24 protein-coding genes, 2 tRNA genes and 1 other RNA gene are annotated in these 22,939 nt (G+C 62.6%); 16 read left to right on the forward strand and 11 right to left on the reverse strand.

Translation table 11 applies throughout. From position 1 onward, the window contains the following. Positions 1 to 188 precede the first annotated feature (188 nt). Positions 189 to 491 (reverse strand): chorismate mutase, encoded by a 303-nt coding sequence (locus FHR23_RS05110; RefSeq protein ID WP_184001799.1) that lies wholly within the window; start codon positions 489 to 491, stop codon positions 189 to 191. A gap of 226 nt (positions 492 to 717) precedes the next feature. On the opposite strand from FHR23_RS05110, the gene rpsD reads away from it, so the two are divergent. From rpsD to aguB, 7 genes are all read left to right on the forward strand, one after another. Continuing rightward, positions 718 to 1,332, forward strand: coding sequence for a 30S ribosomal protein S4 (gene rpsD / locus FHR23_RS05115; protein WP_184001800.1), 615 nt, complete (start codon positions 718 to 720; stop codon positions 1,330 to 1,332). A gap of 126 nt (positions 1,333 to 1,458) precedes the next feature. Then, positions 1,459 to 3,099, forward strand: coding sequence for a M28 family metallopeptidase (locus FHR23_RS05120; RefSeq protein ID WP_184001801.1), 1,641 nt, complete (start codon positions 1,459 to 1,461; stop codon positions 3,097 to 3,099). Between the two features lie 129 nt (positions 3,100 to 3,228). Next, positions 3,229 to 5,337: a prolyl oligopeptidase family serine peptidase gene (locus FHR23_RS05125; protein WP_184001802.1), complete on the forward strand. Its 2,109-nt coding sequence runs from the start codon at positions 3,229 to 3,231 to the stop codon at positions 5,335 to 5,337. Between the two features lie 146 nt (positions 5,338 to 5,483). Further along, complete coding sequence (locus tag FHR23_RS05130; RefSeq protein WP_184002193.1) at positions 5,484 to 6,470, forward strand: agmatine deiminase family protein; 987 nt, start codon at positions 5,484 to 5,486, stop codon at positions 6,468 to 6,470. Positions 6,471 to 6,519: 49 nt separating this feature from the next. After that, positions 6,520 to 7,074 carry an isochorismatase family protein gene (locus tag FHR23_RS05135; RefSeq protein WP_184001803.1) on the forward strand — a complete coding sequence of 185 codons (555 nt, stop codon included), beginning with the start codon at positions 6,520 to 6,522 and terminating at the stop codon, positions 7,072 to 7,074. A 35-nt stretch (positions 7,075 to 7,109) separates the two neighbouring features. Next, positions 7,110 to 7,889 (forward strand): SDR family oxidoreductase, encoded by a 780-nt coding sequence (locus FHR23_RS05140; RefSeq protein ID WP_184001804.1) that lies wholly within the window; start codon positions 7,110 to 7,112, stop codon positions 7,887 to 7,889. 36 nt (positions 7,890 to 7,925) lie between these two features. Continuing rightward, positions 7,926 to 8,774 carry an N-carbamoylputrescine amidase gene (gene aguB / locus FHR23_RS05145; RefSeq protein ID WP_184001805.1) on the forward strand — a complete coding sequence of 283 codons (849 nt, stop codon included), beginning with the start codon at positions 7,926 to 7,928 and terminating at the stop codon, positions 8,772 to 8,774. Between the two features lie 3 nt (positions 8,775 to 8,777). Here the strand turns inward: aguB and FHR23_RS05150 are convergent, their stop codons facing one another. Next, the gene (locus tag FHR23_RS05150; RefSeq protein ID WP_184002194.1) at positions 8,778 to 9,437 is read right to left on the reverse strand and encodes a uracil-DNA glycosylase; all 660 of its coding nucleotides are present in this window, start codon (positions 9,435 to 9,437) and stop codon (positions 8,778 to 8,780) included. A gap of 22 nt (positions 9,438 to 9,459) precedes the next feature. Here FHR23_RS05150 and folK point away from each other — a divergent pair, with 22 nt between their 5' ends. Both folK and FHR23_RS05160 read left to right on the forward strand, forming a co-directional pair. Continuing rightward, on the forward strand, positions 9,460 to 9,924 hold the full coding sequence (gene folK / locus FHR23_RS05155) for a 2-amino-4-hydroxy-6-hydroxymethyldihydropteridine diphosphokinase (RefSeq protein ID WP_184001806.1): 465 nt from the start codon (positions 9,460 to 9,462) through the stop codon (positions 9,922 to 9,924). Between the two features lie 39 nt (positions 9,925 to 9,963). Then, positions 9,964 to 10,039 (forward strand) — tRNA-Lys (locus tag FHR23_RS05160). Positions 10,040 to 10,267: 228 nt separating this feature from the next. On the opposite strand, the gene FHR23_RS05165 is transcribed toward FHR23_RS05160, so the two are convergent. Next, a tRNA-Ser gene (locus FHR23_RS05165) sits at positions 10,268 to 10,358 on the reverse strand. A gap of 99 nt (positions 10,359 to 10,457) precedes the next feature. On the opposite strand from FHR23_RS05165, the gene FHR23_RS05170 reads away from it, so the two are divergent. Beyond that, a complete protein-coding gene (locus FHR23_RS05170; protein WP_184001807.1) occupies positions 10,458 to 11,318 on the forward strand; it encodes a peptidylprolyl isomerase in 861 nt (286 codons plus the stop codon). A gap of 4 nt (positions 11,319 to 11,322) precedes the next feature. Here FHR23_RS05170 and FHR23_RS05175 read toward each other — a convergent pair whose 3' ends face one another. From FHR23_RS05175 to FHR23_RS05190, 4 genes are read right to left on the reverse strand one after another with little or no spacing between them, the layout of a single operon-like run. Continuing rightward, on the reverse strand, positions 11,323 to 11,916 hold the full coding sequence (locus FHR23_RS05175; RefSeq protein ID WP_343043006.1) for an ABC-type transport auxiliary lipoprotein family protein: 594 nt from the start codon (positions 11,914 to 11,916) through the stop codon (positions 11,323 to 11,325). After that, a complete protein-coding gene (locus tag FHR23_RS05180; RefSeq protein WP_184001808.1) occupies positions 11,913 to 12,887 on the reverse strand; it encodes an MlaD family protein in 975 nt (324 codons plus the stop codon). Before FHR23_RS05180 ends, FHR23_RS05175 begins: the two co-directional genes overlap by 4 nt. Before the next feature lie 6 nt (positions 12,888 to 12,893). After that, positions 12,894 to 13,676 carry an ABC transporter ATP-binding protein gene (locus FHR23_RS05185; protein WP_184001809.1) on the reverse strand — a complete coding sequence of 261 codons (783 nt, stop codon included), beginning with the start codon at positions 13,674 to 13,676 and terminating at the stop codon, positions 12,894 to 12,896. After that, the gene (locus tag FHR23_RS05190; protein WP_184001810.1) at positions 13,673 to 14,770 is read right to left on the reverse strand and encodes an ABC transporter permease; all 1,098 of its coding nucleotides are present in this window, start codon (positions 14,768 to 14,770) and stop codon (positions 13,673 to 13,675) included. Before FHR23_RS05190 ends, FHR23_RS05185 begins: the two co-directional genes overlap by 4 nt. A gap of 116 nt (positions 14,771 to 14,886) precedes the next feature. Between FHR23_RS05190 and FHR23_RS05195 the strand changes: the two genes are divergently transcribed. Beyond that, positions 14,887 to 15,582, forward strand: coding sequence for an HAD family hydrolase (locus tag FHR23_RS05195; protein ID WP_184002196.1), 696 nt, complete (start codon positions 14,887 to 14,889; stop codon positions 15,580 to 15,582). 186 nt (positions 15,583 to 15,768) lie between these two features. On the opposite strand, the gene FHR23_RS05200 is transcribed toward FHR23_RS05195, so the two are convergent. Further along, positions 15,769 to 17,406, reverse strand: coding sequence for an ATP-binding protein (locus FHR23_RS05200; RefSeq protein ID WP_246359746.1), 1,638 nt, complete (start codon positions 17,404 to 17,406; stop codon positions 15,769 to 15,771). Between the two features lie 254 nt (positions 17,407 to 17,660). Next, positions 17,661 to 18,001, reverse strand: a transfer-messenger RNA (tmRNA) gene (ssrA, locus tag FHR23_RS05205). 47 nt (positions 18,002 to 18,048) lie between these two features. On the opposite strand from ssrA, the gene FHR23_RS05210 reads away from it, so the two are divergent. From FHR23_RS05210 to FHR23_RS05220, 3 genes are read left to right on the forward strand one after another with little or no spacing between them, the layout of a single operon-like run. Beyond that, positions 18,049 to 18,480, forward strand: a complete 432-nt coding sequence (locus FHR23_RS05210) for an RrF2 family transcriptional regulator (RefSeq protein ID WP_184001812.1) — start codon at positions 18,049 to 18,051, stop codon at positions 18,478 to 18,480. Positions 18,481 to 18,493: 13 nt separating this feature from the next. Further along, positions 18,494 to 19,162 carry an extensin-like domain-containing protein gene (locus FHR23_RS05215; protein ID WP_184001813.1) on the forward strand — a complete coding sequence of 223 codons (669 nt, stop codon included), beginning with the start codon at positions 18,494 to 18,496 and terminating at the stop codon, positions 19,160 to 19,162. A gap of 58 nt (positions 19,163 to 19,220) precedes the next feature. Then, a complete protein-coding gene (locus tag FHR23_RS05220) occupies positions 19,221 to 20,102 on the forward strand; it encodes an LOG family protein (RefSeq protein WP_184001814.1) in 882 nt (293 codons plus the stop codon). 106 nt (positions 20,103 to 20,208) lie between these two features. Here the strand turns inward: FHR23_RS05220 and FHR23_RS05225 are convergent, their stop codons facing one another. Together FHR23_RS05225 and FHR23_RS05230 are read right to left on the reverse strand one after the other, a co-directional pair. Continuing rightward, positions 20,209 to 20,529 (reverse strand): hypothetical protein, encoded by a 321-nt coding sequence (locus FHR23_RS05225; RefSeq protein WP_184001815.1) that lies wholly within the window; start codon positions 20,527 to 20,529, stop codon positions 20,209 to 20,211. A 307-nt stretch (positions 20,530 to 20,836) separates the two neighbouring features. Then, entirely contained in the window at positions 20,837 to 21,523 is a 687-nt protein-coding gene (locus FHR23_RS05230) for a c-type cytochrome (RefSeq protein WP_184001816.1), read from the reverse strand. Between the two features lie 116 nt (positions 21,524 to 21,639). Between FHR23_RS05230 and FHR23_RS05235 the strand changes: the two genes are divergently transcribed. Further along, entirely contained in the window at positions 21,640 to 22,530 is an 891-nt protein-coding gene (locus FHR23_RS05235) for a prephenate dehydratase (RefSeq protein WP_184001817.1), read from the forward strand. Between the two features lie 76 nt (positions 22,531 to 22,606). Then, positions 22,607 to 22,933, forward strand: a complete 327-nt coding sequence (locus FHR23_RS05240; protein ID WP_184001818.1) for an ArsR/SmtB family transcription factor — start codon at positions 22,607 to 22,609, stop codon at positions 22,931 to 22,933. Positions 22,934 to 22,939 lie beyond the last annotated feature (6 nt).

Here is a 22,939-nt window from a genome sequence, read left to right on the forward strand (position 1 = left end):
CAAATGGCGAACAGATCGGGCTGAACGACGCGCGGCAAAGGCTCTTTGCCTTTGCAAGCGGTGTTCGGTTCGAGATGGAAGCCATTTGGGCGTCCCTGCGGGATTTGGCCAAAATGGCCTGGTGCGGCGTCATTGCGAGCGTAGCGAAGCAATCCACGTCACCCGAACATCGCGGGATTGCCGCCGACTTATCGGTTGTCGAACGCCTCCAGCTCATAGGCGATCGAGCCTTCGACCAGCGTTTCCCAGATGTCGCCGACCACGCTGTCCGGAATGCCGCCTTTGCGGGCATGGGCCATGGCATTGGCGATCACCTCCGCCTTGCGCCCCTCGTCACGCACATGGCCGCGCTCCGGCTTGATCCGGGCCGCCGCATCCATATAGCCGAAACGCCGTATCAGCAGCGCCACCAGTTGCCGGTCAACATCGTCAACGCCCGCGCGTACTTCCGGCATCGTCGTACAGGCTTCAGGATCGAGAATATTCGTCATGCCCGCCTAGTGCCGCGCGGCGCTGCGGCTGTCCAGATTGCTTTTCCGACCGCCCCTCCGCCTTGACTCTGCCCCTGCCCGTCGCTAACGGCCCATGCTTCGCATTTCGGCTCCGCACCCCGGTGAAGCGGCGGCCCTGTTTTTTACAGGCGATGACCGGGACCGCGATCAGGCAGTCCGAACGCTGCCGGGTCAACGTTGTTGGCAATTTGCAAAGGAATATCGCATGTCTAAGCGCTCCAGCGCCAAGTACAAACTCGACCGCCGGATGGGTGAAAACATCTGGGGTCGCCCGAAAAGCCCCGTCAACAAGCGCCCCTATGGCCCCGGCCAGCACGGCCAGCGCCGCAAGGGCAAGATGTCGGACTTCGGCATCCAGCTTCGCGCCAAGCAGAAGCTGAAGGGCTATTATGGCGACGTCACCGAAAAGCAGTTCAAGCGCGCCTATGAAGAAGCGTCGCGGATGAAAGGCGACACCAGCCAGAACCTGATCGGCATCCTTGAACAGCGTCTCGACATGGTCGTCTATCGCGCCAAGTTCGCGCCGACGATCTTCGCCGCGCGTCAGCTCGTCAGCCACGGCCACGTCATCGTCAACGGCGTGAAGTGCAACGTCGCATCGCGCCGCGTAAAGCCGGGCGACGAAGTCACGCTGGGTTCGAAGGCGCAGGAAATGGCGCTGGTCATGGAAGCGCAGAGCCTGCCGGAACGCGACATTCCCGATTATGTCGCTCCCGACGGTGCTGCGAAGGTGACCTTCACCCGCGTACCGACGCTGGACGAAGTACCCTATCCGGTGAAGATGGAACCGAACCTGGTCGTCGAATTCTATTCGCGCTGATCCGGCGGACACACCATTTACGAAATCAAGAGGGCGGCCCTTTGCAGGGTCGCCCTTTTTCGTGCAAGCTGGCCAGCGCATGGGGGCTGCTGCCCCGGTACCATGTGCATATCAGGGGGAATATGAATGCGTTTATGTCTGCTTGCAGGAATTGCCGCGATCACTGCCACACCGGCGCTTGCCCAGACCGCGATACCAAAACCCGACATTTCCGTTGCGACGCTGAAGACCGTGACGAAGACATTGTCGTCCGATGCGTTCGAAGGGCGCGCACCCGCGACGCCCGCGGAACCGAAGACGGTCGATTACATCATTCAGCAGTTCAAGGCTGCCGGGCTGCAACCGGGCAATCATGGCAAGTGGACTCAGGAAGTACCGCTGGTCCAGATTACCGCCAACGATGTCCAGCCGCTGACCTTTACCGGTGGGAAAACGCCACTGTCCTTCGACTATCGCAAGGACATGGTCGTCGGCACTTATCGCGTCACGCCGCAGATCGACCTGAAGAACAGCGACGTGGTGTTCGTCGGATACGGCATCAACGCACCCGAACGCGGCTGGAACGACTATGCCGGCGTCGATGTGAAGGGCAAGACGGTCATCATTCTGGTCAACGACCCCGACTGGCAGACCATGGCGCGCAAGGGCCTCTTCAACGGTCGCGAAATGACCTATTACGGTCGCTGGACCTATAAATATGAAGAGGCGGCAAGGCAGGGCGCGGCGGCCGCGATCATCATTCACGACACCGAACCCGCCGCCTATGGCTGGGGCGTGGTGCAGTCGAGCTGGACCGGGCCGCAGCTCGAACCCGATGCGCCGGGCGATCATATGGACCAGTCCAAGGTGATCGGCTGGATTCAGCAGGACGCCGCGCAGCAGCTCTTCGCCGCAGCGGGCAAGGATTATGCGAAGCTGCTGGAAGCCGCGAAGCACAAGGGCTTCCACGCTGTCCCGCTCGACCTGAAAGCCTCGACGCAGTTCACCAACACTATCCGTCGCCAGAAATCACACAATGTCGTCGGCATCCTGCCCGGCACCACCGCGCCGCAGGACGTGGTGCTGTTTTCCGCGCACTGGGATCATCTGGGCCATTGCGACCCGGTCGATGGCGACGGCATCTGCAACGGTGCGGTCGATAATGCCAGCGGCGTTGCGGGTCTGGTAGCGCTTGCCAAGGCCAATCACGAAGCGGGGCCGACCCGACGCAGCCAGGTCTATCTGGCGGTGACGGCGGAGGAATCGGGGCTGCTGGGGTCGGCCTATTATGCCGCACACCCGATCTATCCGCTCGCGAATACAGTCGGCGGCGTCAATATGGACGTGCTCAACGTCAACGGAAAGGCACGCGATTTCGTCATCACCGGCGCAGGCAAGTCGCAGCTTGAGGATATGGTGAAGCCCTTTGTGGCAGCGGAAGGCCGGGTGATCAAACCCGAACCGCATCCGGAAGCGGGCGGCTATTTCCGTTCCGATCATTTCAGCTTCGCCAAGCTGGGGGTGCCGATGCTCGATGCGACCAGCGGCAACGATCTGGTCAAGGGCGGTGTCGCAGCAGGCGAAGCCGCGTCGCGCGACTATACCGAGCATCGCTATCACAAGCCGCAGGACGAATATAATCCCGACTGGGACTGGTCGGGCGCGGTCGCCGATCTGACCATCTATTACGATCTCGGTCGCGAGCTTGCCAACGGCACGATGTGGCCCAACTGGTATAAGGGCGCCGAATTCCGCGCCGTGCGCGACAAGAGCCGCGCGGGAATGTAACGCAAATGCGCATTTCCGGTCGGTGTCCTGCGGGCACCGGCCGGAATAGGCATAAATACGTACCCCTTCTGGCGTTCTGACGTCACTACTGTATATGCGACGTAACTTTATACCATTGGAGATGTCGCAATGCGTTCGCTGCTGCCGATGGCCGCTATCCTGGCCGCCCCCCTTCTGATTGCCGCGCAGCCCGTTAAACCCGACCCCAATCTCTATCTTGAAAATATCCACGGTGCCCGCGCGCTGGCGACGGTAAAGCGCTGGAACACCCGCAGCCTCGACGCGCTGGAGGCACTGCCCGGTTTCAAAAGCTATCAGCAGCGTGCGCTGCAGCTTCTTCAGAACGACCATCAGCTTTCGACGCCCGATCAGGTGGTGGGCGATCATGTCCTCAACCTGTGGCGCGACAAGGCCAATCCGCGCGGACTGTGGCGGATGACGACGCTTGAATCTTTCGCTTCGGGCAAGCCCCAATGGCATACGCTGATCAATATCGACGCACTGGGCAAGCAGGAGGGCAAGAGCTGGGTGTGGAAGGGTGCGGACTGCAACTCACCCGACCATGACCTGTGCATGGTGTCGCTGTCGAACGGCGGCGGCGACGCGGTGATCCAGCGCGAATTCAACCTGAACACCGGCACCTTCGTCACCGGCGGCTTCACCCTGCCGACCGCGAAGAGCGAGACGAGCTGGGCCGGGAATGACGCGCTCTATGTCGGCACCGATTTCGGCAAGGGGTCGATGACCAATTCCGGCTACCCACGCATTGTCAAACTGTGGCGGCGCGGAACGCCCCTGTCCTCGGCAAAGACGATCGCCACCGGCAAGATGACCGATGTCGCCGTCGATGTCCGCGTGCTGACCGAAGGCGCCAAGCGCTATCCGATCCTCGATCAGGCAACCGATTTCTTCCATTCGAAACGCAATCTGATCGCGCCCGACGGCCATCTGATTCCGCTGCCGCTGCCCAGCGACGCAAAGATCGACGATGTGCTCGACGGGCAGTTGATCGCCACGCTGGTCAGCGACTGGAAAGGGCTGACCGCCGGGTCGGTGGTCTCCTATCCCATGGCCGACGCGCTGGCGGGTAAGCAGCCCAGGGTGTCGCTGGTGTTCGCACCCAATCGGCATCAGGCGGTCGAACAGGTGATGGCCAGCCGTTCGGTGCTGTGGGTGAAGCTGCTCGATGACGTGTCGGGCCGCCTCGTCGCGCTGACGCATCAGGGGGACGGACACTGGCAGGCGCATCCGATGACGCTGCCCGACAAGGCGACGATCCACCTCAATTCGGTCTCGCACGAGAGCAATCTCGCCTTCGCGACGGTAGAGGGTTTCCTCAATCCGCCGACCCTCTATGCCGCGCGGCCCGACACTACGCCCGTAAAGCTCGAAACCGGCCCCACTCGTTTCAATGCGTCGGACATGGTCGTCGAACAGCATTTCGCGACGTCGAAGGACGGCACCAAAATCCCCTATTTCGAGGTGCGCAAGAAGGGCGTGACCGGCCCGCGCCCCGTACTGCTCCATGCCTATGGCGGGTTCGCGGACGCGCAGACGCCCAGCTATCTGGTCACCGAACCCTATCGTTCCGGCCCGGCGGCGCTGTTCTGGGTGCAGGAAGGCAATGTCTATGTGCTCGCCAATATCCGCGGCGGCGGCGAATACGGGCCGCGCTGGCACAAGGGTGCGATGCGTGAAAAGCACCAGAACGCCTTTGACGATCAGTTTGCAGTAGCGCAGGATCTGGTGAAGCGCGGCGTGACGAAAAAAGGCGACGTCGCGATTTCCGGGCGCTCCAACGGCGGCCTGCTGGTCGGCGCGGGCATGGAGCAGCACCCGCAAATGTACGGCGCGGTGGTGATGGGATCGCCGCTGCTCGATATGAAGCGCTATTCGCACCTGCTGGCGGGCGCATCGTGGATCGGTGAATATGGCGACCCGGACAAGCCCTCCGACTGGGCATTCATTTCCAAATATTCGCCCTATCAGAATCTGAAGCGCGGCGTGCACTATCCGGTGCCGTTCATCTATACCTCGACCGAGGATGACCGCGTCGATCCCGGCCATGCGCGCAAATTCGCCGCCCGGCTGGAGCAGTATGGCGACAAATTCTATTATTATGAAAATCCCGAAGGCGGCCATGCCGCCGGTGCCGACCGCGTCGAAGACGCAAAGCGCGCCGCACTGGTGACCGTCTATCTCAACAAGGAACTCGATCCGGACGGTGCGGGCAAGTAACACCTTCCGGTACGACGGGACATGGCAATCCGGCGGAGATCACGGGCGCAGCCGCGATGGCCGATGCGGTCTGAAGGGATGACTGTGCGGCAAGGCGGCGCGAACCGTCTTTTCGGACGCGCCGCAACGCGCTAATCGGCATGGCTATGGCAACCGCGCCCACCCCACCGCCGCCTGAATGGGCGCCCCACCGCGCCGTCTGGATCGGCTTTCCCAGCCATTCCGAAATCTGGGGCCCGGATTTCGAAATTGCGCGCGATGAAACCGCCGCATTCGCCGATGCCGTCCATGCGGACGGTCGCGGCGAAACCGTGCTGCTTGTCGTCGCGGATGAGGAGGCGGAGCGCGCGGCGCGGATGCGCGTCGATCCCGGCATCACCATCGTGCGGGAGGATTTCGGCGATGTCTGGCTGCGCGATACCGGCGTCATTATCGACGGCGACGGCGTTGCCCATGATTTTCAGTTCAACGGCTGGGGCGGCAAATACGATTTCCCCGGTGATGAAGATGTCGGCATCCGGCTCGCGAAACGCAAACGGATGAAGGTTGCCGACCATGACTGGGTGCTGGAGGGCGGCGCGCTCGACGGCGACGGCACCGGGCTGGTCGTGACGACGCAGCAATGCGTGCTCAACACCAATCGCAACGGCTTCGTCACCCGCTCGACGGTGGAGGACTGGCTCTATCGCGACCTTGGCTTCGACCGGGTGCTGTGGCTCGCCGACGGGCTGGTCAACGATCATACCGACGGCCATGTCGACAATCTGGCGCGCTTCGTCGGCGAAAACCGAATCGCCATTCCCATGGCCGCCGACAATGATCCCAACTGGCAGATCTATCAGGCGGCAGCGCGCACGGCGGAGGCGTTCGGGTGCGACGTGGTGCGTATCCCCTCGCCCGGCCGCTATCTCGACCGTAACAGGGACGTGGTGCCCGCCAGCTACATGAATTTCTATATCGGCAATGCCGCCGTGGTCGTGCCGATCTATGGCATGCCCGCCGACATGGCGGCGGTCGCGGCGATCGAGAAACTGTTTCCGAACCGCGAGGTGGTGGGCCTGCGCGCCGATCATATCCTGACCGGCGGCGGCAGCTTCCATTGTATCAGCCAGCAAATCCCCAAATTGCGCTGAAACCCGGATACGTCCGGAACTCCCGGCCCTGCTTCAAGGTTAGTGCGACATGCCCGATTTCGATCCACACACCACCGCTCTCATCCTCATCGATCTGCAGGACGGCATCGTCGCCGGTGACAAGGGGCCGCGCTCCGGCACCGAAGTCGTCGCCACCTGCAAGGCACTGGCCGATCGTTTCCGCAAGGCCGGTGCGCCGGTCGTCCTCGTCCATGTCGGCTTCAAAAAGGACGAACTGCCTAGCCTGAACGCGGATACCGCCTCTCTGCCTGCCGACGGTACGCCGCCCGCCTTTGCCAAGCTGGTCGACGGGCTGGAGCAGGAGGGCGATATCGTCGTCCTCAAACATCATTGGGGCGCGTTCATCGGCACCGACCTCGACCTGCAACTGCGCCGCCGCGGCATCCGCACGCTGGTCGTCGCCGGGATCGCCACCAATTTCGGGGTGGAATCGACGGTGCGATCTGGCTGGGAACTGTCCTATGACATGGTCGTGGTCGAAGACGGCTGCACGTCGCGCGCCGCCGACCTGCACGATTTTGCGATTGAGCGCATCCTGCCTAATATCGCGCGGATCGTGAAAGCCGACGCGATCGGCATTTAAGACGGGTGCCATCTGGCGCCGACAGGGGGAGCCGGATGAACCGACTGACGGGAAAGACCTGCATCGTCACCGGCGCCGCACGCGGCATCGGGGAAGCCATCGCCCGCGCCTTTCATGCAGAGGGTGCAACCGTGCTTGTCACCGACAAGGACAGGGAAACCGGCACGCGCACTGCCGAGGATATCGGCTGCACCTTCCATCCGCTCGACGTGACGCGGGAAGCGGACTGGGCGGCGCTGGCAGACAGCTTTCCGACCGCCGATGTCGTCGTCAACAATGCCGGCATCACGGGTTTCGAGGACGGCCCGGTCGCGCACGATCCCGAACATGCCGCGCTGGAGGACTGGCGCGCGGTGCATCGCGTCAATCTCGACGGTACGTTTCTCGGCTGCCGCTATGCCATTGGTGCGATGAAGGCGAAGGGCGCAGGCTCGATCATCAACATCTCCTCGCGTTCCGGGCTGGTCGGCATCCCGCTCGCCGCCGCCTATGCCGCGTCCAAGGCGGCGGTGCGCAACCATAGCAAGTCGGTCGCGCTCTATTGCGCGCAGCAGGGATGGAAAATCCGCTGCAATTCGATCCACCCTGCCGCCATCCTCACCCCGATATGGGAACCGATGCTGGGGACCGGTGAGGATCGCGAAGACCGCATGGCCGCACTGGTTGCCGACACCCCGCTCAAACGCTTCGGCACGCCCGAAGAGGTCGCGGCGGTCGCGGTAATGCTGGCCAGCGACGAAGCCACCTACGTCACCGGCGCGGAATTCAATATCGACGGCGGCCTGCTCGCCGGGTCCGCCGCTGCGCCCGGCTGATTGCCGTTCGCTGCCACAGGGCCTAGATAGCCGGTTATGACCCAGATCACCGTCGCCGCGCTGCAACTTGCTTTCTCGACCGATACCGACGCCAATATCGCCCATGTGTCCGATCTTGTGCGACAGGCGGCCGACAGGGGCGCGCAGGTCGTGCTGCCGCCCGAACTGTTCGAGGGCGAATATTTCTGCCGGGTGGAGGATGAGGCGCTGTTCGCGCAGGCAAAACCCACCGACGCGCATCCGGCAGTGCTGGCGATGCGTGCGCTGGCGAGCGAACTGGGTATCTGGATTCCGACCAGCTTTTTCGAGGCCGATGGCCCGCACCATTATAACAGCCTCGCCATGGTCGGTCCTGACGGCAGGGTCGCGGGCGTCTATCGCAAGAGCCATATTCCCGATGGGCCGGGCTATGAGGAGAAATTCTATTTCCGCCCCGGCAATACGGGATTCAGGGTCTGGAATGCCGCCGACACCACGCTGGGCGTCGGCATCTGCTGGGACCAATGGTATCCCGAAACCGCGCGCGCGATGATGCTGATGGGCGCGCAGATCCTGTTCTATCCCACCGCGATCGGCAGCGAACCCTATGACGCCGAACTCGATACCGCACGCATGTGGCGCCGCGCGATGCAGGGCCATGCGGTATCCAACACCGTGCCGGTGGTCGCCGCCAACCGCATCGGCACCGAGGGCGACCAGACATTTTACGGCACCAGCTTCATCACCGACGAATGGGGTGACGTCGTTGCCGAGCTGGGGCGCGGGGAAACCGGCATCATCACCGCGACGCTCGACCTCGATCGCGCGCGCAGGCACCGGGCGGGAATGGGATTTTTCCGGGATCGCCGCCCGGACCTGTACGGACGGCTGGCGCAGGACGTCTGAGCGTCAACCCGCTTCCCGGACTGCCCTTGCGCGTTCGAACACCGCTTCGAACATTTCAGGCGTCAGGCGCCCGGTATTGGTGTTGTACCGGGAGCAGTGATAGCTGTCGATCAGCACCCGGCCATCGGGCAGGCGGTGTTCGGCGAGATGCCCGAACTTCGCCTGTGACGGCTTTGCCCCGAACACCCGCAGTGCCGAATCATGCGCAATCCGCCCCAGCGCGACAAACACCCGCACGTTCGGCAGCACCGCTGCCTGCCTTTCCAGAAACGGCCGACAGGTACGGATTTCCTCCGGCGTCGGCTTGTTCTGCGGCGGCAGGCATTTGACCGCATTGATGATGATCACACCCTTGAGGCGCAGCCCGTCATCGGCGCGGCTGTCATAACGCCCTTCCGACAAGCCCGCCTTGTCCAGCGTCGCGAACAGCAGGTCGCCCGCATAGTCGCCGGTAAACGGCCTGCCGGTCCGGTTCGCCCCATGCTTGCCCGGCGCCAGCCCGATAATCGCCAGCCAGCCCTGCGGATCGCCAAAGGCATTGACCGGCGCATTCCACCAGTCGGGATATGCACCGCGCAATTCCTCCCTCAGCCCGACAAGGCGCGGGCACAGCGGACAATCGTGCGGTGGCTCGGTATCGGGAATGGGGCTGGCTGCAAACATCCCGGCGGGATAGGAGGTGGACATGACGGCCGCAAGCTATGCCATCGCGCTGGGATCGAACCGGGCTACCCGCTATGGTACGCCGCGCGCCACGCTGCGCGCCGCAATGGCCATGCTGGAAGGCGTGACGGCGGTTTCGCCGATCATCGACAGCGCCCCGCTCGGCCCGTCTGTCCGTCGCTTCGCCAATGCCGCGGTGCTGATCGAAAGTGCCCTGTCGCCACCGGAAATGCTCGACCGGCTCAAAGCCATGGAACGTCACTTCGGCAGGCGGCGCGGACAGCGCTGGGGCACGCGCCCGCTCGATCTCGACATCATCCTGTGGTCGGAGGGGTGCTGGGAAGGACGCGGCCTCGTCATCCCCCATCCCGCTTTTCGCGAACGGCGTTTCGTACTCGACCCGCTGAACGCCATCGCCCCGGCCTGGCGCGACCCGATCACCCACCGGACCATCAAACAACTCGCCAATCGGCGCAGACACGGTTGACCGCAGCGCAAAGCGGCCTTACCTGCACCCTTCCCATGGGGGCCCTTAGCTCAGTCGGTAGAGCAACTGACTTTTAATCAGTAGGTCGCTGGTTCGAACCCAGCAGGGCTCACCACCTTTTCAATAACTTGGACATGTGGTCGGCGGCGCGGGGTGCCGCCTGGGCCGCGTGGACAAATTTGAGCCAATATCCGGCGGTGGCGAAATGGGCCATACCGAAGAAGCTGTTGGCCAGTTGATCGACGAGGTTCGCGCGTTGAAGCTTCCCATAGCCTATTAAGCGCTAATTTAAGGTGACCGGCACCAGGCTTATCCGGATAAGCAACTGATTTATATCCATAAATGGCGGAGCGGGAGGGATTCGAACCCTCGATACGGTTTTGCCGTATACTCACTTTCCAGGCGAGCGCCTTCGACCACTCGGCCACCGCTCCGCATGCACTGGAAGGGCGCTTCCACTAAGGCCTGATGTCCGCTTGTGCAAGCGTGCTGAACGATTGCCTTGCAACAAGGCACGTGCCAGCATCTTTTCCATGCTGACCTCTATCCTTGCGCTGCTCGCGCTCCTGCCCGCTCCGGCCACCGCCGCGCCCAAAGCCGACGCACCGATTGCATCCGACTGGCATGCGATTCCGGAGAACAATCTGCTGGTAATGACGCTGGCGGACGGGGGTCGCGTGGTCATCCGACTCGCGCCGGAATATGCGCCCGCGCATGTCACCAATATCCGCAAGCTTGCCCACGCGCACTGGTGGGACGGCGAAACCGTCTATCGGGTGCAGGATAACTACGTCACCCAATGGGGCGACGCGACTGAGAAGAAACCGCTGCCCGCCGGGGTCATCGCCAATCCCCCGGCCGAATATGAATGGCCTGCCAGACCGCTTGCCGCGCGCATGTCGCGGCGCGATCCCTATGCCGCGATCGACGGGTTCAGCGCCGATGGCTGGCCGCTGGCGAGCAATGGCACGGAACAATGGCTGACCCATTGCTATGGCATGGTCGGCGTCGCGCGCGATCTGGCCCCCAGCACGGGCAGCGGCGGCGACCTCTATACCGTGATCGGCCATGCGCCGCGTCATCTGGATCGCAATATCGCGCTGGTGGGACGCGTCATCGACGGGATGGACAATCTGTCGGCCTTACCGCGCGGCAAAGGGGAAATGGGCTTCTATGCCGATCCGAAACGGCGGGTGAAGATCGTCAGCGTCCGGCTCGGCACCGACCTGCCGGCGGCGGAACAGCCGCACTATCAGTATCGCGCGACCGACAATCCCCGCTTCGCCGCTTATATCAGGGCGCGTGAAAACCGGCAGCCGCCGTTCTTTACCGTGCCCGCGGGAGGTGCCGATCTGTGCAACGTGCCGCTTGAGACCCGCAGGACGCCCGGATAAAGCGTTACTTCCCGATCCAGTCGGCGACCTGTGTTGCAACCTGATTGGCGGCCTGATTGAGCGCACGACCGGCATCCGCCGCATCGATAGTGTTCACCGGCACCCGTGCCTGAAAGCGGCGCTTCTCGACGCTTTGCGGGCTGCTGTGCATCAGCGCCGCGTCATAGGTCACCACCGCTTCCTTGCTGGCGGCATCGATCCCGAAGTCGCGCAGCGACCCGGCCAGTTCCTCGCCCGGCACAATCGCCGATTGCGACGACCCCAGCACGACGTGCCCGGTGCGTGCCGAAATCGTGTCGCCCAGCAGCGTCGCGAACAGTTGCGCGGGCGGCTCCACCCATTGCGCATCCTTGATATAGGCGATCGAGGTGTCGGTCGCCCGCACCGGCACGCGCTGCACCGCCAGTTCCTGCGACACGGTCGGCACATCGACGACGATCGTCGGACTGGATCCTGAACTGCGCACCTGCCCCACCGGCGTCTGGGCGGCGCTGTCGAGCGTCAGCAGCGACGGCGGAGGATTGCTGCCGAATTTGACGCACCCGCCCAGCAGGGCGAGCAGGGCAAGCGCGGGCAGAGTCTTGGTGGCGATGCTCACTGTTTCGAATCCTTCGGCTTGTAGTCCGGCAGCTTCTGCGGCCCCAATATAGAGGTGGCGCCGCCCTGATTGACCTTTTGCGCAATCGATTTCAGCGATTCGGAAGTTTCGCGCAGATCATGCACAAGCTGGTTGATCTCCGGAACGGTACGGTCGGAGAAGGTCTTCACGCCCGGCCGCGCATCCTGAATCGTGCCGTTCAGCGTATCCATGCTTTTTTGGGCGGATTGAATGGCCTTGTTCAGATTGGCCATGGCGGGCTTCACATCGCTCGACAACACACCATTGGTGGTCTGCGCCAGATCGCCGATCTTCTCCGCGGCATCGCCCGCCTGCTTAACCGCGATGCGGGTCTGCGCCAGCGTTGCGGCGATTTCAGGGCCGCGATCGGCCAGCGCCTTGGTCAACCGGTCGGTGTTTTCGAGAATCCCCGCAATCGACGCCTGATTCTTATCCGATAGCAATTCGGTCAGCCGCTCGGTCAGCGACGTCAGCCGCTCGAACAGCTTTGGCGCGGAGTTCAGCACCGCCCCGAATCCGCTGACCTTGGTCGGAATGACCGGAACGCCCAGCGGGCAGGCCGCGTGTCTGTTCTGTTGGGGGCAGACAATCGGCGGCGCTCCCTTCACTGCACCATCCAGCTCGATCGTGCTTGTGCCGGTAAAGGAACTTTGCACGGTCGCGGTCGTGCCCCGCAAAATCGGGATATCGTCGTTGATGCTGATCCGCACCCGCACGAATTGCGGATCCTGCTTGAACAGCGCGATCTGTTTCACCTGTCCGGCAGGAACGCCCGAATAGGTGACCGTCGACCCCTTGGCGAGGCCGTCGACCGACTGTTTGAAGAAGATGTCATAATCGCTGGCGGACGGCCCGTTCAGGCGCGCCATCCATACGGTGAACAATGCCAGCATCGCCAGCAGGATCAGAACGACCGCGCCGACCAGCACATGGTTCGATCTTGTTTCCATCCCTGTCTATCCTCCGGCGTGCGCAGCGGCCACGGCTGCGCGTCCGCGTGGCCCCTTGAAATATTGTTCGATCCACGGGTGATCCAACGCAAGAAGTTCGTCGATGGTCCCCACCGCAATCACTCTTTTGTCGGCCAGCACCGCTACCCGGTCACAAATCGCATAGAGTGTATCGAGATCATGGGTGATCAGAAACACCGTCAGCCCCAGTGTCTTCTGCAACGATTTGGTCAGTTCGTCGAATCCGGCGGCACCGATGGGGTCCAGCCCCGCCGTCGGCTCGTCGAGAAACAGCAGTTCCGGGTCGAGCGCCAGCGCGCGTGCGATGCCTGCACGTTTCTTCATCCCACCCGACAGTTCTGCCGGGAATTTCGGCCCCGCATCTGCGGGCAGGCCGGCCATGATGATCTTGTACGCGGCGATTTCGTCCATCAGTGCCAGATCGAGTTTCGGATAGAATTCGCGCAGCGGCACCTGCACATTTTCGGCCACCGTCAGCGTCGAAAACAACGCTCCGCCCTGAAACAGCACGCCCCAGCGTTTGCGAATCTCCAGTGCCTCACTTTCGGACAGGTGGGCCATCGGTTCGCCGAACACCGAAATCTCGCCTTCGACCGGCGGCTGCAACCCGATAATCGAACGCATCAGCACCGATTTACCGGTGCCCGATCCGCCGACGACGCCCAGAATTTCGCCACGATGGACGTCAAGGTCGAGATTTTCATGCACGACCTGCTCGCCGAACGCGTTTTTCAGGCCGCGCACCGAAATGACGATATCGTCGCTCATATCCAGCCGATCCATGTAAAGAAAACGGCGAAGAACGCGTCGAGCACGATGACGAGGAAGATGGCCTGCACCACCGCAGAAGTCGTGCGGTTGCCGACCTGTTCCGCGTCAGCTTCGACCTGCATGCCCTGAAAACAACCGGCGATGGCGATGATCGCACCGAATACCGGTGCCTTGACCAGTCCGACATACAGGTCAGTGATCGGCACCACCTCATGCAGCCGCTGGACAAAAGTGACCGGCGGGATTCCCAGCGACACCCAGCACAGCACCCCGCCGCCGATAATCGCGATGACCGAGGCGTAAAAGCCCAGCAACGGCATCATCAGCACCGCCGCCAGCGTACGGGGCACCACCAGCGCCTCCATCGGCGACACGCCGATCGTACGCATCGCGTCGATTTCCTCGGTCAGCTTCATCGTGCCGAGCTGGGCCGCAAAGGCCGATCCCGAACGCCCGGCAACCATGATCGCGGTCATCAGCACGCCCAGTTCCCGCAGGGTAATCCGTCCGACCAGATTGATCGTCAGCGCCTCGGCACCGAACTGGCGAAGCTGCACCGCGCCCTGCTGCGCAATCACGATACCGATCAGGAAACTCATCAGCCCGATAATGCCCAGCGCCGACACGCCGACGACCTCGAATCGCTGTACCGTGGCGTTGAATCGAAAACGGCTGGGGTGCCTCAAGACGTTCAGGAACGCGAGCACCGTAGCGCCCATAAAGCCCAATAGCCCGACCAGTGTTTTGAGCGCGGTTGCGGTTGCCTCACCGATCTCATCTAGGACGCGCAGAAACGGGGGCAGCTCGTTTCGGGGCTTCACCACCGGCTGATCGGCTTTCACCACCTGTGCCATCAGGTGTTCCTGATCCGGCTCCAGCCCTTCGATTCGTGCCTGATGCTGCTCGGCGAACCGGTGGATCACCCATGCGCCGACCGTATCCAGTCGCTGTGTCGAACTCAGGTCGATACTCTCGATCGGCGAATCGACGGCATTCAGCCGTTCCGGCAAATCGCCGATATGCGCGAGCGACACGTCGCCGCTGAAACGCAGCACGCTCCCGTCGATCTGAAAGTCGGCCATTGCGGTCATCGTCGCCCTCCATCGGGCATTTACGTCGCGACAGCAAGACGATAGCGAAACGGAAGCGTTTATTTTCCGCTTCGCAGCACTGGACAATATCCGCGAAACCCGTGATCAGCACCGCCATGCCGTCCGTCAAACTCGCCATTTACGATATGGACAAGACGATCACGCGCGCGCCCACCTGGACGCCGTTTCTGATCCATACCGCCCGCGCCCGCGCGCCCTGGCGGCTGGCGCTGCTGCCGATGGCGATGCTGGCAAGCGCCGGCTATATGCTGAAGGTCATTGACCGGGCACGGCTCAAGCAGATCACGCAACGGCTGATCGTCGGCGGCCGGATTGGCCCGGAGGATCGTCAGGCGCTTGCCCGCGCTTTCGCCGATACGGTCATGGAAAAAGGCATTCTGGCCGGTGCGCTGGACCGTATTCGTGCCGATCGCGCGGCGGGATACCGGCTGGTACTGGCAACCGCATCCTACCGCTTTTACGCGGCGGAAATCGCTGCACGGCTGGGCTTCGACGACGTGGTCGCCACCGAATCGCGCTACGCGCCCGACGGCGACCTCCTGCCGAAGATCGAGGGCGAAAATTGCTATGGCCATGCCAAGCTGGCGATGATCCGCGACTGGATGGCAGCGGAAGGGATCGACCGGGCGAACGCCCATATCCGCTTTTACAGCGACCATGTGTCCGATGCACCGGCACTGGCATGGGCGGATGAAGCCTTTGCCGTCAACGCGCATGACCCGCTGAAACGGCTCGCGGGCGAACGCGGCTGGACCTGTCTTGACTGGCGGGGCGGGTCGAAACGCTCCTGAAAGAAACAGAGGCGGACGGTTTAAGACGGATCGACATTCAGAAGATGATGTGACGGAGTCGCAGACGTTCGTAGAACAATATGGTGAATTTTCGTGACCCGGCGCGCAGCGTACTTTCAGTAGGTGAGCACCGGAAGCACGGAAAGCCGCCTTTTGCAGGCCATCAGGGCTGAATGGCGATCCGTCCTAGCGCCCCTGCGCGCGCCAGCGCTTGACCGTGCGTTCGATGATCTGCTCCTCACCGCCGCCCTGACGCCACAAGTCGGAGAAGAGCGGGTCGCTCGAAGCGGGTCGGCGCGATTCTTCCAGCGTATCGAAACTCACCCGGACCGGGGTCGCCACACCTTCGCCGCAGACGATACACTCCCGGTTGCGCAGCGCCGGAATGGTGTCGAGGAACCCGCGCGCACCTTCGGGCATGGCCGCACGGACATGCGCCTGGTCGCGGTCGTTGTTCAGGCGCATGGCAAGGATGGTGCCGCATTGCGACAGCACGCCTTCGGCCAGATCGCTGGGCCGCTGGGTAATCAGGCCGAGAGAAACGCCATATTTGCGGCCTTCCTTCGCAATCCGGCTGAGGATGCGCCCGACCGAGGATTTATCGGCGTTGCGTTCGTTGGGAACATAGCGGTGCGCTTCCTCGCACACCAGCAGGATGGGGTGTTGCGGTTCGTTGCGCGACCAGATCGCGAAGTCGAACACCATCCGGCTCAGCACCGCCACCACTACGGAGGTGATTTCGGACGGCACGCCGGATACGTCGATCACCGATATCGGCTTGCCGTCCCCCGGCATCCGGAAAATCCGCGACAGGAAGGTCGCCATCGTATCGCCGACCAGCATACCGGAGAACATGAAGGAAAAGCGCGGATCGGCCTTGATTTCCTCAACCTTGCTCTTGATCCGCAGATAGGGGGCGGTGTCGGTCGCCTTGTTCATCTGACCCATTTCATTGGTCAGGATGTTGAGCAGGTCCGACAACAGATAGGGCACCGGCGCATCGACCGTCAGCTTGCCGATCTCCTGCGCCAGCCGGTTCTTCGCCCGCGCGGCGAGCAGGCATTTGGCGAGAATATCGGCATCCGATTGTCGCGTGGCGCCGCTGGTGGTCAGGAACACCTCGCAATGTTCCTCGAAATTCATCAGCCAATAGGGCATGGCGAGGTTATCGACATTATACAGCGCCCCGTTTTCGCTGAACGCGGCGGCATATTCGCCGTGCGGGTCGATCATCACCACATGCCCGCGCGGTGCCATGTCGCAAATACGATGCAGCAGCAGCGCCGCCGCCGTCGACTTACCCGTACCCGTCGATCCCAGCAGCGCGAAATGCTTGCCCAGCATGGCATCGACATACAGCCCCGCACGGATGTCGCGGGTCGGATAGACGGTGCCGATCTCGACATTCGCCCGCCCGTCGGCAGCGTACATCTGCTGCATATCGCCGGTGGCGAGCGGATACACCTCTGCGCCGGGCACTGGATAGCGGGTAACACCGCGGCGGAAGCGGTAGAGTTTGCCGGTCAGTCGTTCCTCATCCCCTTCGCCCAGAAAATCGATATCGGCGATGATGCGGTCATCGCACCCTTCCGCCATTTTGAGCGTGCGGATATTGGCGATCAACCAGACGCCCCCGCTGCGCATCTTGAGCAACGAGCCGACGCGCCCGGCATTGACGAGCATGTCATCGGCATGATCGGCAAAAGCTTCGATCCGCTCACGGCTCAGCACCACGCGGCTGGACGCACCTGCCACATCGGTGACGATGCCGATGGGATCAGCCGCTGCGACGGCCGGACGCGCCGCATCCGCGGGCACCTCCATTCCGCTGCTACCGCTACCTCCGCCCGACAATGTCGGGGCGAAGTCGCGCATCGTCTGCATGTCCGCCATCAAACTTCCTTTTGGTCCGCCGAAGACTATGGCAACAGGAAGTAAAAATATCGTTTTGGAATACTATCGGGCCGACGCGCGGCAATCGTGCAATCGGCAGAACGCACGCGCATGTAACCGATTTAGGGCGGACCGACCCTGACGAAAGTGGAGGGCTTCTGTTGCCCGGTGCCCTCCGAACCGCTGGAATCCACTTCTGTTGCCCGGTGTGGTCCAACCGCGCTTTTGTCGTTCTAATCTAGACCGTGAGGTCTTGGATTAGGCCGCAATCGCGAGCGCCTCGTTATCGTTGGCACTTGTGAATATGGGCCATTTGCGGTGGTCCCATTCCGGGCGAAAGCTGCGCTTTTCAACACACGTCGATCCTGGTTCGGCCCCGTCATCAACCGCCGGACGGGCGGATGGTGGTGGAGCCGCCGGGTACTGCCCCCGGGTCCGCTGCGCCTATTGCACGCCGCAGTTTATCGCCATAGCCGGACGAACCGGCACAACCGCATATAGGGATCCGGCACAAAAATAAAAGCGGTTGCGGCCCTTCCCATCGGCAACATTCACTGGCAGGTGCTACAGTCGATGCTGACCCAGCGTTCCCGCTATGCGCTCCGCGCAATGCTGCATCTGGCCGAACAGCCCGCGGGCGGCCCGCCCGTGCCGATGCACCGGATCGCGGCGAGCGCCAATGTTCCGCGCAAATTCCTCGAACTCATTCTCGCCGATCTGCGCGACGCCGACCTGATCCACTCGCATCGCGGCAAGGCGGGCGGATACTGCCTGTCGCGCGACACCGGGCTGATTTCTCTGGGCGAAGTGATCCGCGTGATCGAAGGGCCGCTGGCGCTGGTCCCCTGTGTCAGCCGCACCGCCTACAAGCCCTGCAAGGATTGCAGGGATGAGACAAGCTGCGCGATCCGCATCAGCATGGCGCGCGTGCGCGACGAAACCGCACGCATTCTCGACGGAACCACGCTGGCCGACGCGCTGGCCGATGAACGCGCGGCGGCCTGATCGCATCATGGCCATGATCCGACAGCTCCGGATCATACCGCCGTTGCTGGCGATCCTGTTGCTGGCGGGCTGTATATTCGGCGGCGGCCGGGTGATCCCCGAACGCCGTGCGCCACAGTCCGGCCTGACGCCCACTACCGCCCAGACGCGCCAATGCTATGCCAACCTCTCCCGGGCGGGATACAGCTTCCGGCCGCTGCCGGATCGCGATTATCCCGGCGGCTGCCAGATTCGCGGGGCGGTGCAACTGCTCGACATCGGGGTGCCGGTGACAGGACTGAAAGCCATGCGCTGCCCGCTCGCCGCTGCTTTTGCCGACTGGGTCAATCAGACCGTGCGCCCGGCCGCGCAACGCTATTTCGGCAGCGACGTGGCCCGTGTCGAAACCTTCGGCACCTATGCCTGTCGCGGCATTATCGGCGGCAGCGCAGCTTCGGCCCGTCGCCTTTCGCAACATGCCTTTGCCAATGCCGTCGACGTTTCCGGCTTCGTCCTGCGCGACGGCAGGCGAATCACCGTCGAACAGGGATGGCGGTCGTCCGACGGCAACGAACGCGCCTTCCTCACCACCATCCATGCCGCCGCCTGCAACGATTTCGATACGGTCCTCAGCCCCGATTACAACGCCGCGCATCACAACCATCTGCACCTTGACATGGGGCCGGGAAAGTTCTGCCGCTGACCCGCTTCGTGCACCGCGACGCTTGCACCTTTGGCGAGAATCGCTAAGCCCCTCGCAAATGACTGAAACCCGTGTTCCGTCCCGCCTCTTCCGCCCTGCCCAGCAGGAAGCGGAAACCGCGCGGACCCAGCTCCAGACTCCGCAGACCGAAGATCCGGCCTATCGCCTCGCCTTTCAGGACATGGACTTCCTGTTGCGCGAAGATCTGCGCCCCGTCCGTTTCCAGCTTGAACTGCTCAAACCGCAACTGATCCTCGATGAAGCGCACATCGCCTCGACGCTGGTAATGTACGGATCGGCCCGCATCCCGGAACCGGACAAGGCGCAGGCGCTGCTCGACATGGCCGAGGACGATCAGGGCAAGCGGATCGCCGAAAATCTGGTCGCCAAGTCGAAATATTACGATGTCGCCCGCAAGCTCGCGCAACTGGCCAGCCACTTCCCGCTCGACGAAGCGGGCAAGCGGCATTTCGTCGTGTGTTCGGGCGGCGGCCCGTCGATCATGGAAGCCGCCAATCGCGGCGCCGCCGATGTCGGTGCCGAATCGGTCGGCCTCAACATCGTCCTGCCGCATGAACAGGCGCCCAACCCCTATGTCACGCCGGGGCTGAGCATGCAGTTCCATTACTTCGCGCTGCGCAAGATGCACTTCCTGCTGCACGCGCGCGCGGTGGCGGTGTTCCCCGGCGGCTTCGGCACGTTCGATGAGAGTTTCGAGCTGCTGACGCTGATTCAGACCGGCAAGATCGATCCCATGCCGGTGCTGTTCTACGGTAAGGACTTCTGGAACCGCGTCGTCAATTTCGAGGCACTGTGCGACGAAGGCGTCATCAGCCCGCGCGACCTGAACCTCATCACCTTCGTCGAAACGGCAGAGGAAGGCTGGGAAATCATCCAGGACTTCTATCGCAACCGCAAGGGCGAAATCGACCTCGGCTAAGCCCTCGCCAATAACAATACCGTTCTTCCGAGCGGCGGCATAGTCGCGCAAAAAATCGTGCCGCCAGCGTTAGTGGTACAGAACAGGGGTTTTTCCGGACCCTTTCTTATAACCTCGCAAGAAGGGCGAGGCCGCCCAAAAGAACCGTGAGCAACCCGAATGTCATTGCCATCCAAAAGAGCGCCGGCTTGTTAGCACTGCGGCTCCAAGGAAAAAACGAAGGCCACAACATGGCGAATGCGAGCGCCAGATAAATTCCGTTCCACCAAGATAAAGGAATTCCTCCCTCGACCATCAGTGAAATGAAGATTTTAAGTGTAACGCTGAAGATCAAGATAGTTGCAGCGATGACGGCTGTAACACCTGCGAATTGGCTTCTGCCAATCGAAACAAAAAGAAGCGCCACCCCTAAAATGACATCTTTCACGACCGCCCCTGCGACCATGGGCAATGGGATCCGATAGAGTCTGGCGAACGTCATAGCTACACGTGCGTCACGTATGGCAAGAAATAGAAATGCCATTCCAGCCGCGATTAGAACAGGCCTATTAGTCGCCCTCACAAACTTAGATGCCATCAGTACCTCGCGTATGCCAACCGAGTACGCAATGCGGCGTCTAGTTATCGCCCACAAGTTTGACGTTAGCGGAAAGTCTGCATTCCGCCCGCATGGCCGCGAGAACACACCGTTTCCGATTTCGGAATCGGTCCGCGCTGCTGGGGATCAGGCCCCCTCAATCGCCGGGATGTTTGGCCGCCTGCACCGCTGCCTGCGGGTCGTTGGACGGCGCGCCGGGTGCCAGTGTCGCCCGGTTCTGGATTCCCGCCGTCGGCAACGGCCCCGAATCATTGGCCGGGGCATCGGCATTGTCGGCCCCCGCAATCGCCTTTTCGGGTGCCTTGGGCAGCGGCAGGTTCGATCCCTGCGCATTCAGATAAGCGATGACGTCGGCGCGGTCCTGCGCCTTGGGCAATCCGGCAAAGGTCATCTTCGTGCCGGGCGCGAACTTGCGCGGACTGGTCAGCCATTCGTTCAACTGGTCGAACGTCCAGTTTCCACCCTTGTTCTTCAGCGCGTCCGAAAAGGCGAAACCGCGCTTGCCATGCCCGATCGGGTCGCCGACCGTGGCATAGAGATTGGGACCGATGCCGTTGGGACCGCCCTGATTGATCGTGTGACAGGCCGCGCATTTGTTGAAAACCTGCTTGCCTTTGTCGGGGTCGGCACTGGCGAGCAGCGTCGCGAACGGCACTTCAGGCGCGGCCGCACCGCCGCCTTCGGGTTCGGCGGATTTGACGGGATAGCCCATCTTTTCGGGCTTTTCTTCGTGGAAGATCATGCCACTGGCGATGGAAAGGCCCAGGGCCGCCACACAAGCCGCCAGAATCCACCCTGCGATCGTATTGGTCCGGTTGTCCATTGCCCCCGCCGATCATCCCGTCCTGTTTTATTATGACTATTTCCTTTAGAGGCACGATCCGCGCATCGCAAGCCACGCTTGCCTGAACGGGTCAGCGGGGGTAAGCGCCCGCTTCCATGCAGGAATTTCCCGCCCCCGCGCGCCCCCTGATCGAGCGCATGAGCAAAGCCGCCGCCGATGCTCCCCATCGTGCCGTCGCCTTTCAGGGCGCGCCCGGCGCCAATTCGCACATCGCCGCCGCGGAAGCCTTTCCCGACGGCCTGCCCTTGCCCTGTTTCGGATTCGGCGATGCCATCGACGCGGTACGCGAAGGACGCGCCGACTGCGCGATCATCCCGATCGAGAATTCGCAGCATGGCCGCGTCGCCGACATGCACTTCCTGCTGCCCGAATCGGGTCTGGTCATCACCGGTGAGCACTTCCTGCCGATCCGCCATGCGCTGATGGGCGTGGGCGACCGCGCCGCCATCCGTCAGGCGATGAGCCATCCGCAGGCGCTGGGCCAGTGCCGCCACTGGCTCGCCGAACAGGGGATCGGGCCGCTGACCTATCCCGATACGGCGGGGGCCGCGGCACGGGTCCGCGAACTGAACGACCCGGCCATTGCCGCCCTCGCCCCGCCAAAGGCCGCCGAACTGTACGGCCTGACGCTGTTCGAAACCGACATTGCCGATGCCGACCACAACACCACCCGCTTCGTCGTGCTGGCGCGAGAAGCCGCCGGGCAGGACCATGACGGCCCGATGATGACGACGCTGATGTTCGCGGTGAAGAACGTGCCTGCCGCTCTCTACAAGGCGCTGGGCGGCTTTGCGACCAACGGCGTCAACCTGACCAAGCTCGAAAGCTATCAGCGTGAGGGCAGCTTCGCGGCCAGCGAATTCTATTGCGATATCGAGGGCAAGCCGGGCGACCCGGCCGTCGATCAGGCGCTGGAGGAACTCGCCTTCCAGACCAAATGGCTCCGCCTCCTCGGCAGCTATCCGCAGGCCCGTAAACGCGGATAGACTCCACGGCCTCTCAATCCATCGGCAATTTCCGATGGGAATTGACCGGCCGGAATACATCGGATATTTCCGATGCATGGATCAGGAACAGGCTCTCACCGCCCTTGCCGCGCTGTCGCATCCGACACGGCTCGACACTTTTCGTATGCTGGTTCGCCACGCACCGAAGGGCTGCACCACGGGTGAACTGGTCGAAGCGACGGGGCTGAGCCAGAGCACTTTCTCCACCCATCTTGCCGTGCTGGCAAAGGCCGGGCTGGTCCGCTCGCACAAACAGGGGCGCCATCATCTTCAATGCGCCGATATCGACACATTGCGTGCGCTCATCCTGTTTCTGGCGACGGATTGCTGTCAGGGGCGCGCCGACCTGTGCGAGCCCCTGCTCGCCGACCTTGCCTGCTGAACGGAG

It is taken from the genome of Stakelama sediminis (assembly GCF_014199335.1).
Lineage (GTDB): Bacteria > Pseudomonadota > Alphaproteobacteria > Sphingomonadales > Sphingomonadaceae > Sphingomonas > Sphingomonas sediminis.

Coding starts and splice junctions, on each gene's coding strand:
- FHR23_RS05110 (WP_184001799.1), bottom strand. CDS start 491: ATGACGAATATTCTCGATCCTGAAGCCTGTACGACGATGCCGGAAGTA.
- rpsD (WP_184001800.1), top strand. CDS start 718: ATGTCTAAGCGCTCCAGCGCCAAGTACAAACTCGACCGCCGGATGGGT.
- FHR23_RS05120 (WP_184001801.1), top strand. CDS start 1,459: ATGCGTTTATGTCTGCTTGCAGGAATTGCCGCGATCACTGCCACACCG.
- FHR23_RS05125 (WP_184001802.1), top strand. CDS start 3,229: ATGCGTTCGCTGCTGCCGATGGCCGCTATCCTGGCCGCCCCCCTTCTG.
- FHR23_RS05130 (WP_184002193.1), top strand. CDS start 5,484: ATGGCAACCGCGCCCACCCCACCGCCGCCTGAATGGGCGCCCCACCGC.
- FHR23_RS05135 (WP_184001803.1), top strand. CDS start 6,520: ATGCCCGATTTCGATCCACACACCACCGCTCTCATCCTCATCGATCTG.
- FHR23_RS05140 (WP_184001804.1), top strand. CDS start 7,110: ATGAACCGACTGACGGGAAAGACCTGCATCGTCACCGGCGCCGCACGC.
- aguB (WP_184001805.1), top strand. CDS start 7,926: ATGACCCAGATCACCGTCGCCGCGCTGCAACTTGCTTTCTCGACCGAT.
- FHR23_RS05150 (WP_184002194.1), bottom strand. CDS start 9,437: ATGTTTGCAGCCAGCCCCATTCCCGATACCGAGCCACCGCACGATTGT.
- folK (WP_184001806.1), top strand. CDS start 9,460: ATGACGGCCGCAAGCTATGCCATCGCGCTGGGATCGAACCGGGCTACC.
- FHR23_RS05170 (WP_184001807.1), top strand. CDS start 10,458: ATGCTGACCTCTATCCTTGCGCTGCTCGCGCTCCTGCCCGCTCCGGCC.
- FHR23_RS05180 (WP_184001808.1), bottom strand. CDS start 12,887: ATGGAAACAAGATCGAACCATGTGCTGGTCGGCGCGGTCGTTCTGATC.
- FHR23_RS05185 (WP_184001809.1), bottom strand. CDS start 13,676: ATGAGCGACGATATCGTCATTTCGGTGCGCGGCCTGAAAAACGCGTTC.
- FHR23_RS05190 (WP_184001810.1), bottom strand. CDS start 14,770: ATGACCGCAATGGCCGACTTTCAGATCGACGGGAGCGTGCTGCGTTTC.
- FHR23_RS05195 (WP_184002196.1), top strand. CDS start 14,887: ATGCCGTCCGTCAAACTCGCCATTTACGATATGGACAAGACGATCACG.
- FHR23_RS05200 (WP_246359746.1), bottom strand. CDS start 17,406: ATGGAGGTGCCCGCGGATGCGGCGCGTCCGGCCGTCGCAGCGGCTGAT.
- FHR23_RS05210 (WP_184001812.1), top strand. CDS start 18,049: ATGCTGACCCAGCGTTCCCGCTATGCGCTCCGCGCAATGCTGCATCTG.
- FHR23_RS05215 (WP_184001813.1), top strand. CDS start 18,494: ATGATCCGACAGCTCCGGATCATACCGCCGTTGCTGGCGATCCTGTTG.
- FHR23_RS05220 (WP_184001814.1), top strand. CDS start 19,221: ATGACTGAAACCCGTGTTCCGTCCCGCCTCTTCCGCCCTGCCCAGCAG.
- FHR23_RS05230 (WP_184001816.1), bottom strand. CDS start 21,523: ATGGACAACCGGACCAATACGATCGCAGGGTGGATTCTGGCGGCTTGT.
- FHR23_RS05235 (WP_184001817.1), top strand. CDS start 21,640: ATGCAGGAATTTCCCGCCCCCGCGCGCCCCCTGATCGAGCGCATGAGC.
- FHR23_RS05240 (WP_184001818.1), top strand. CDS start 22,607: ATGGATCAGGAACAGGCTCTCACCGCCCTTGCCGCGCTGTCGCATCCG.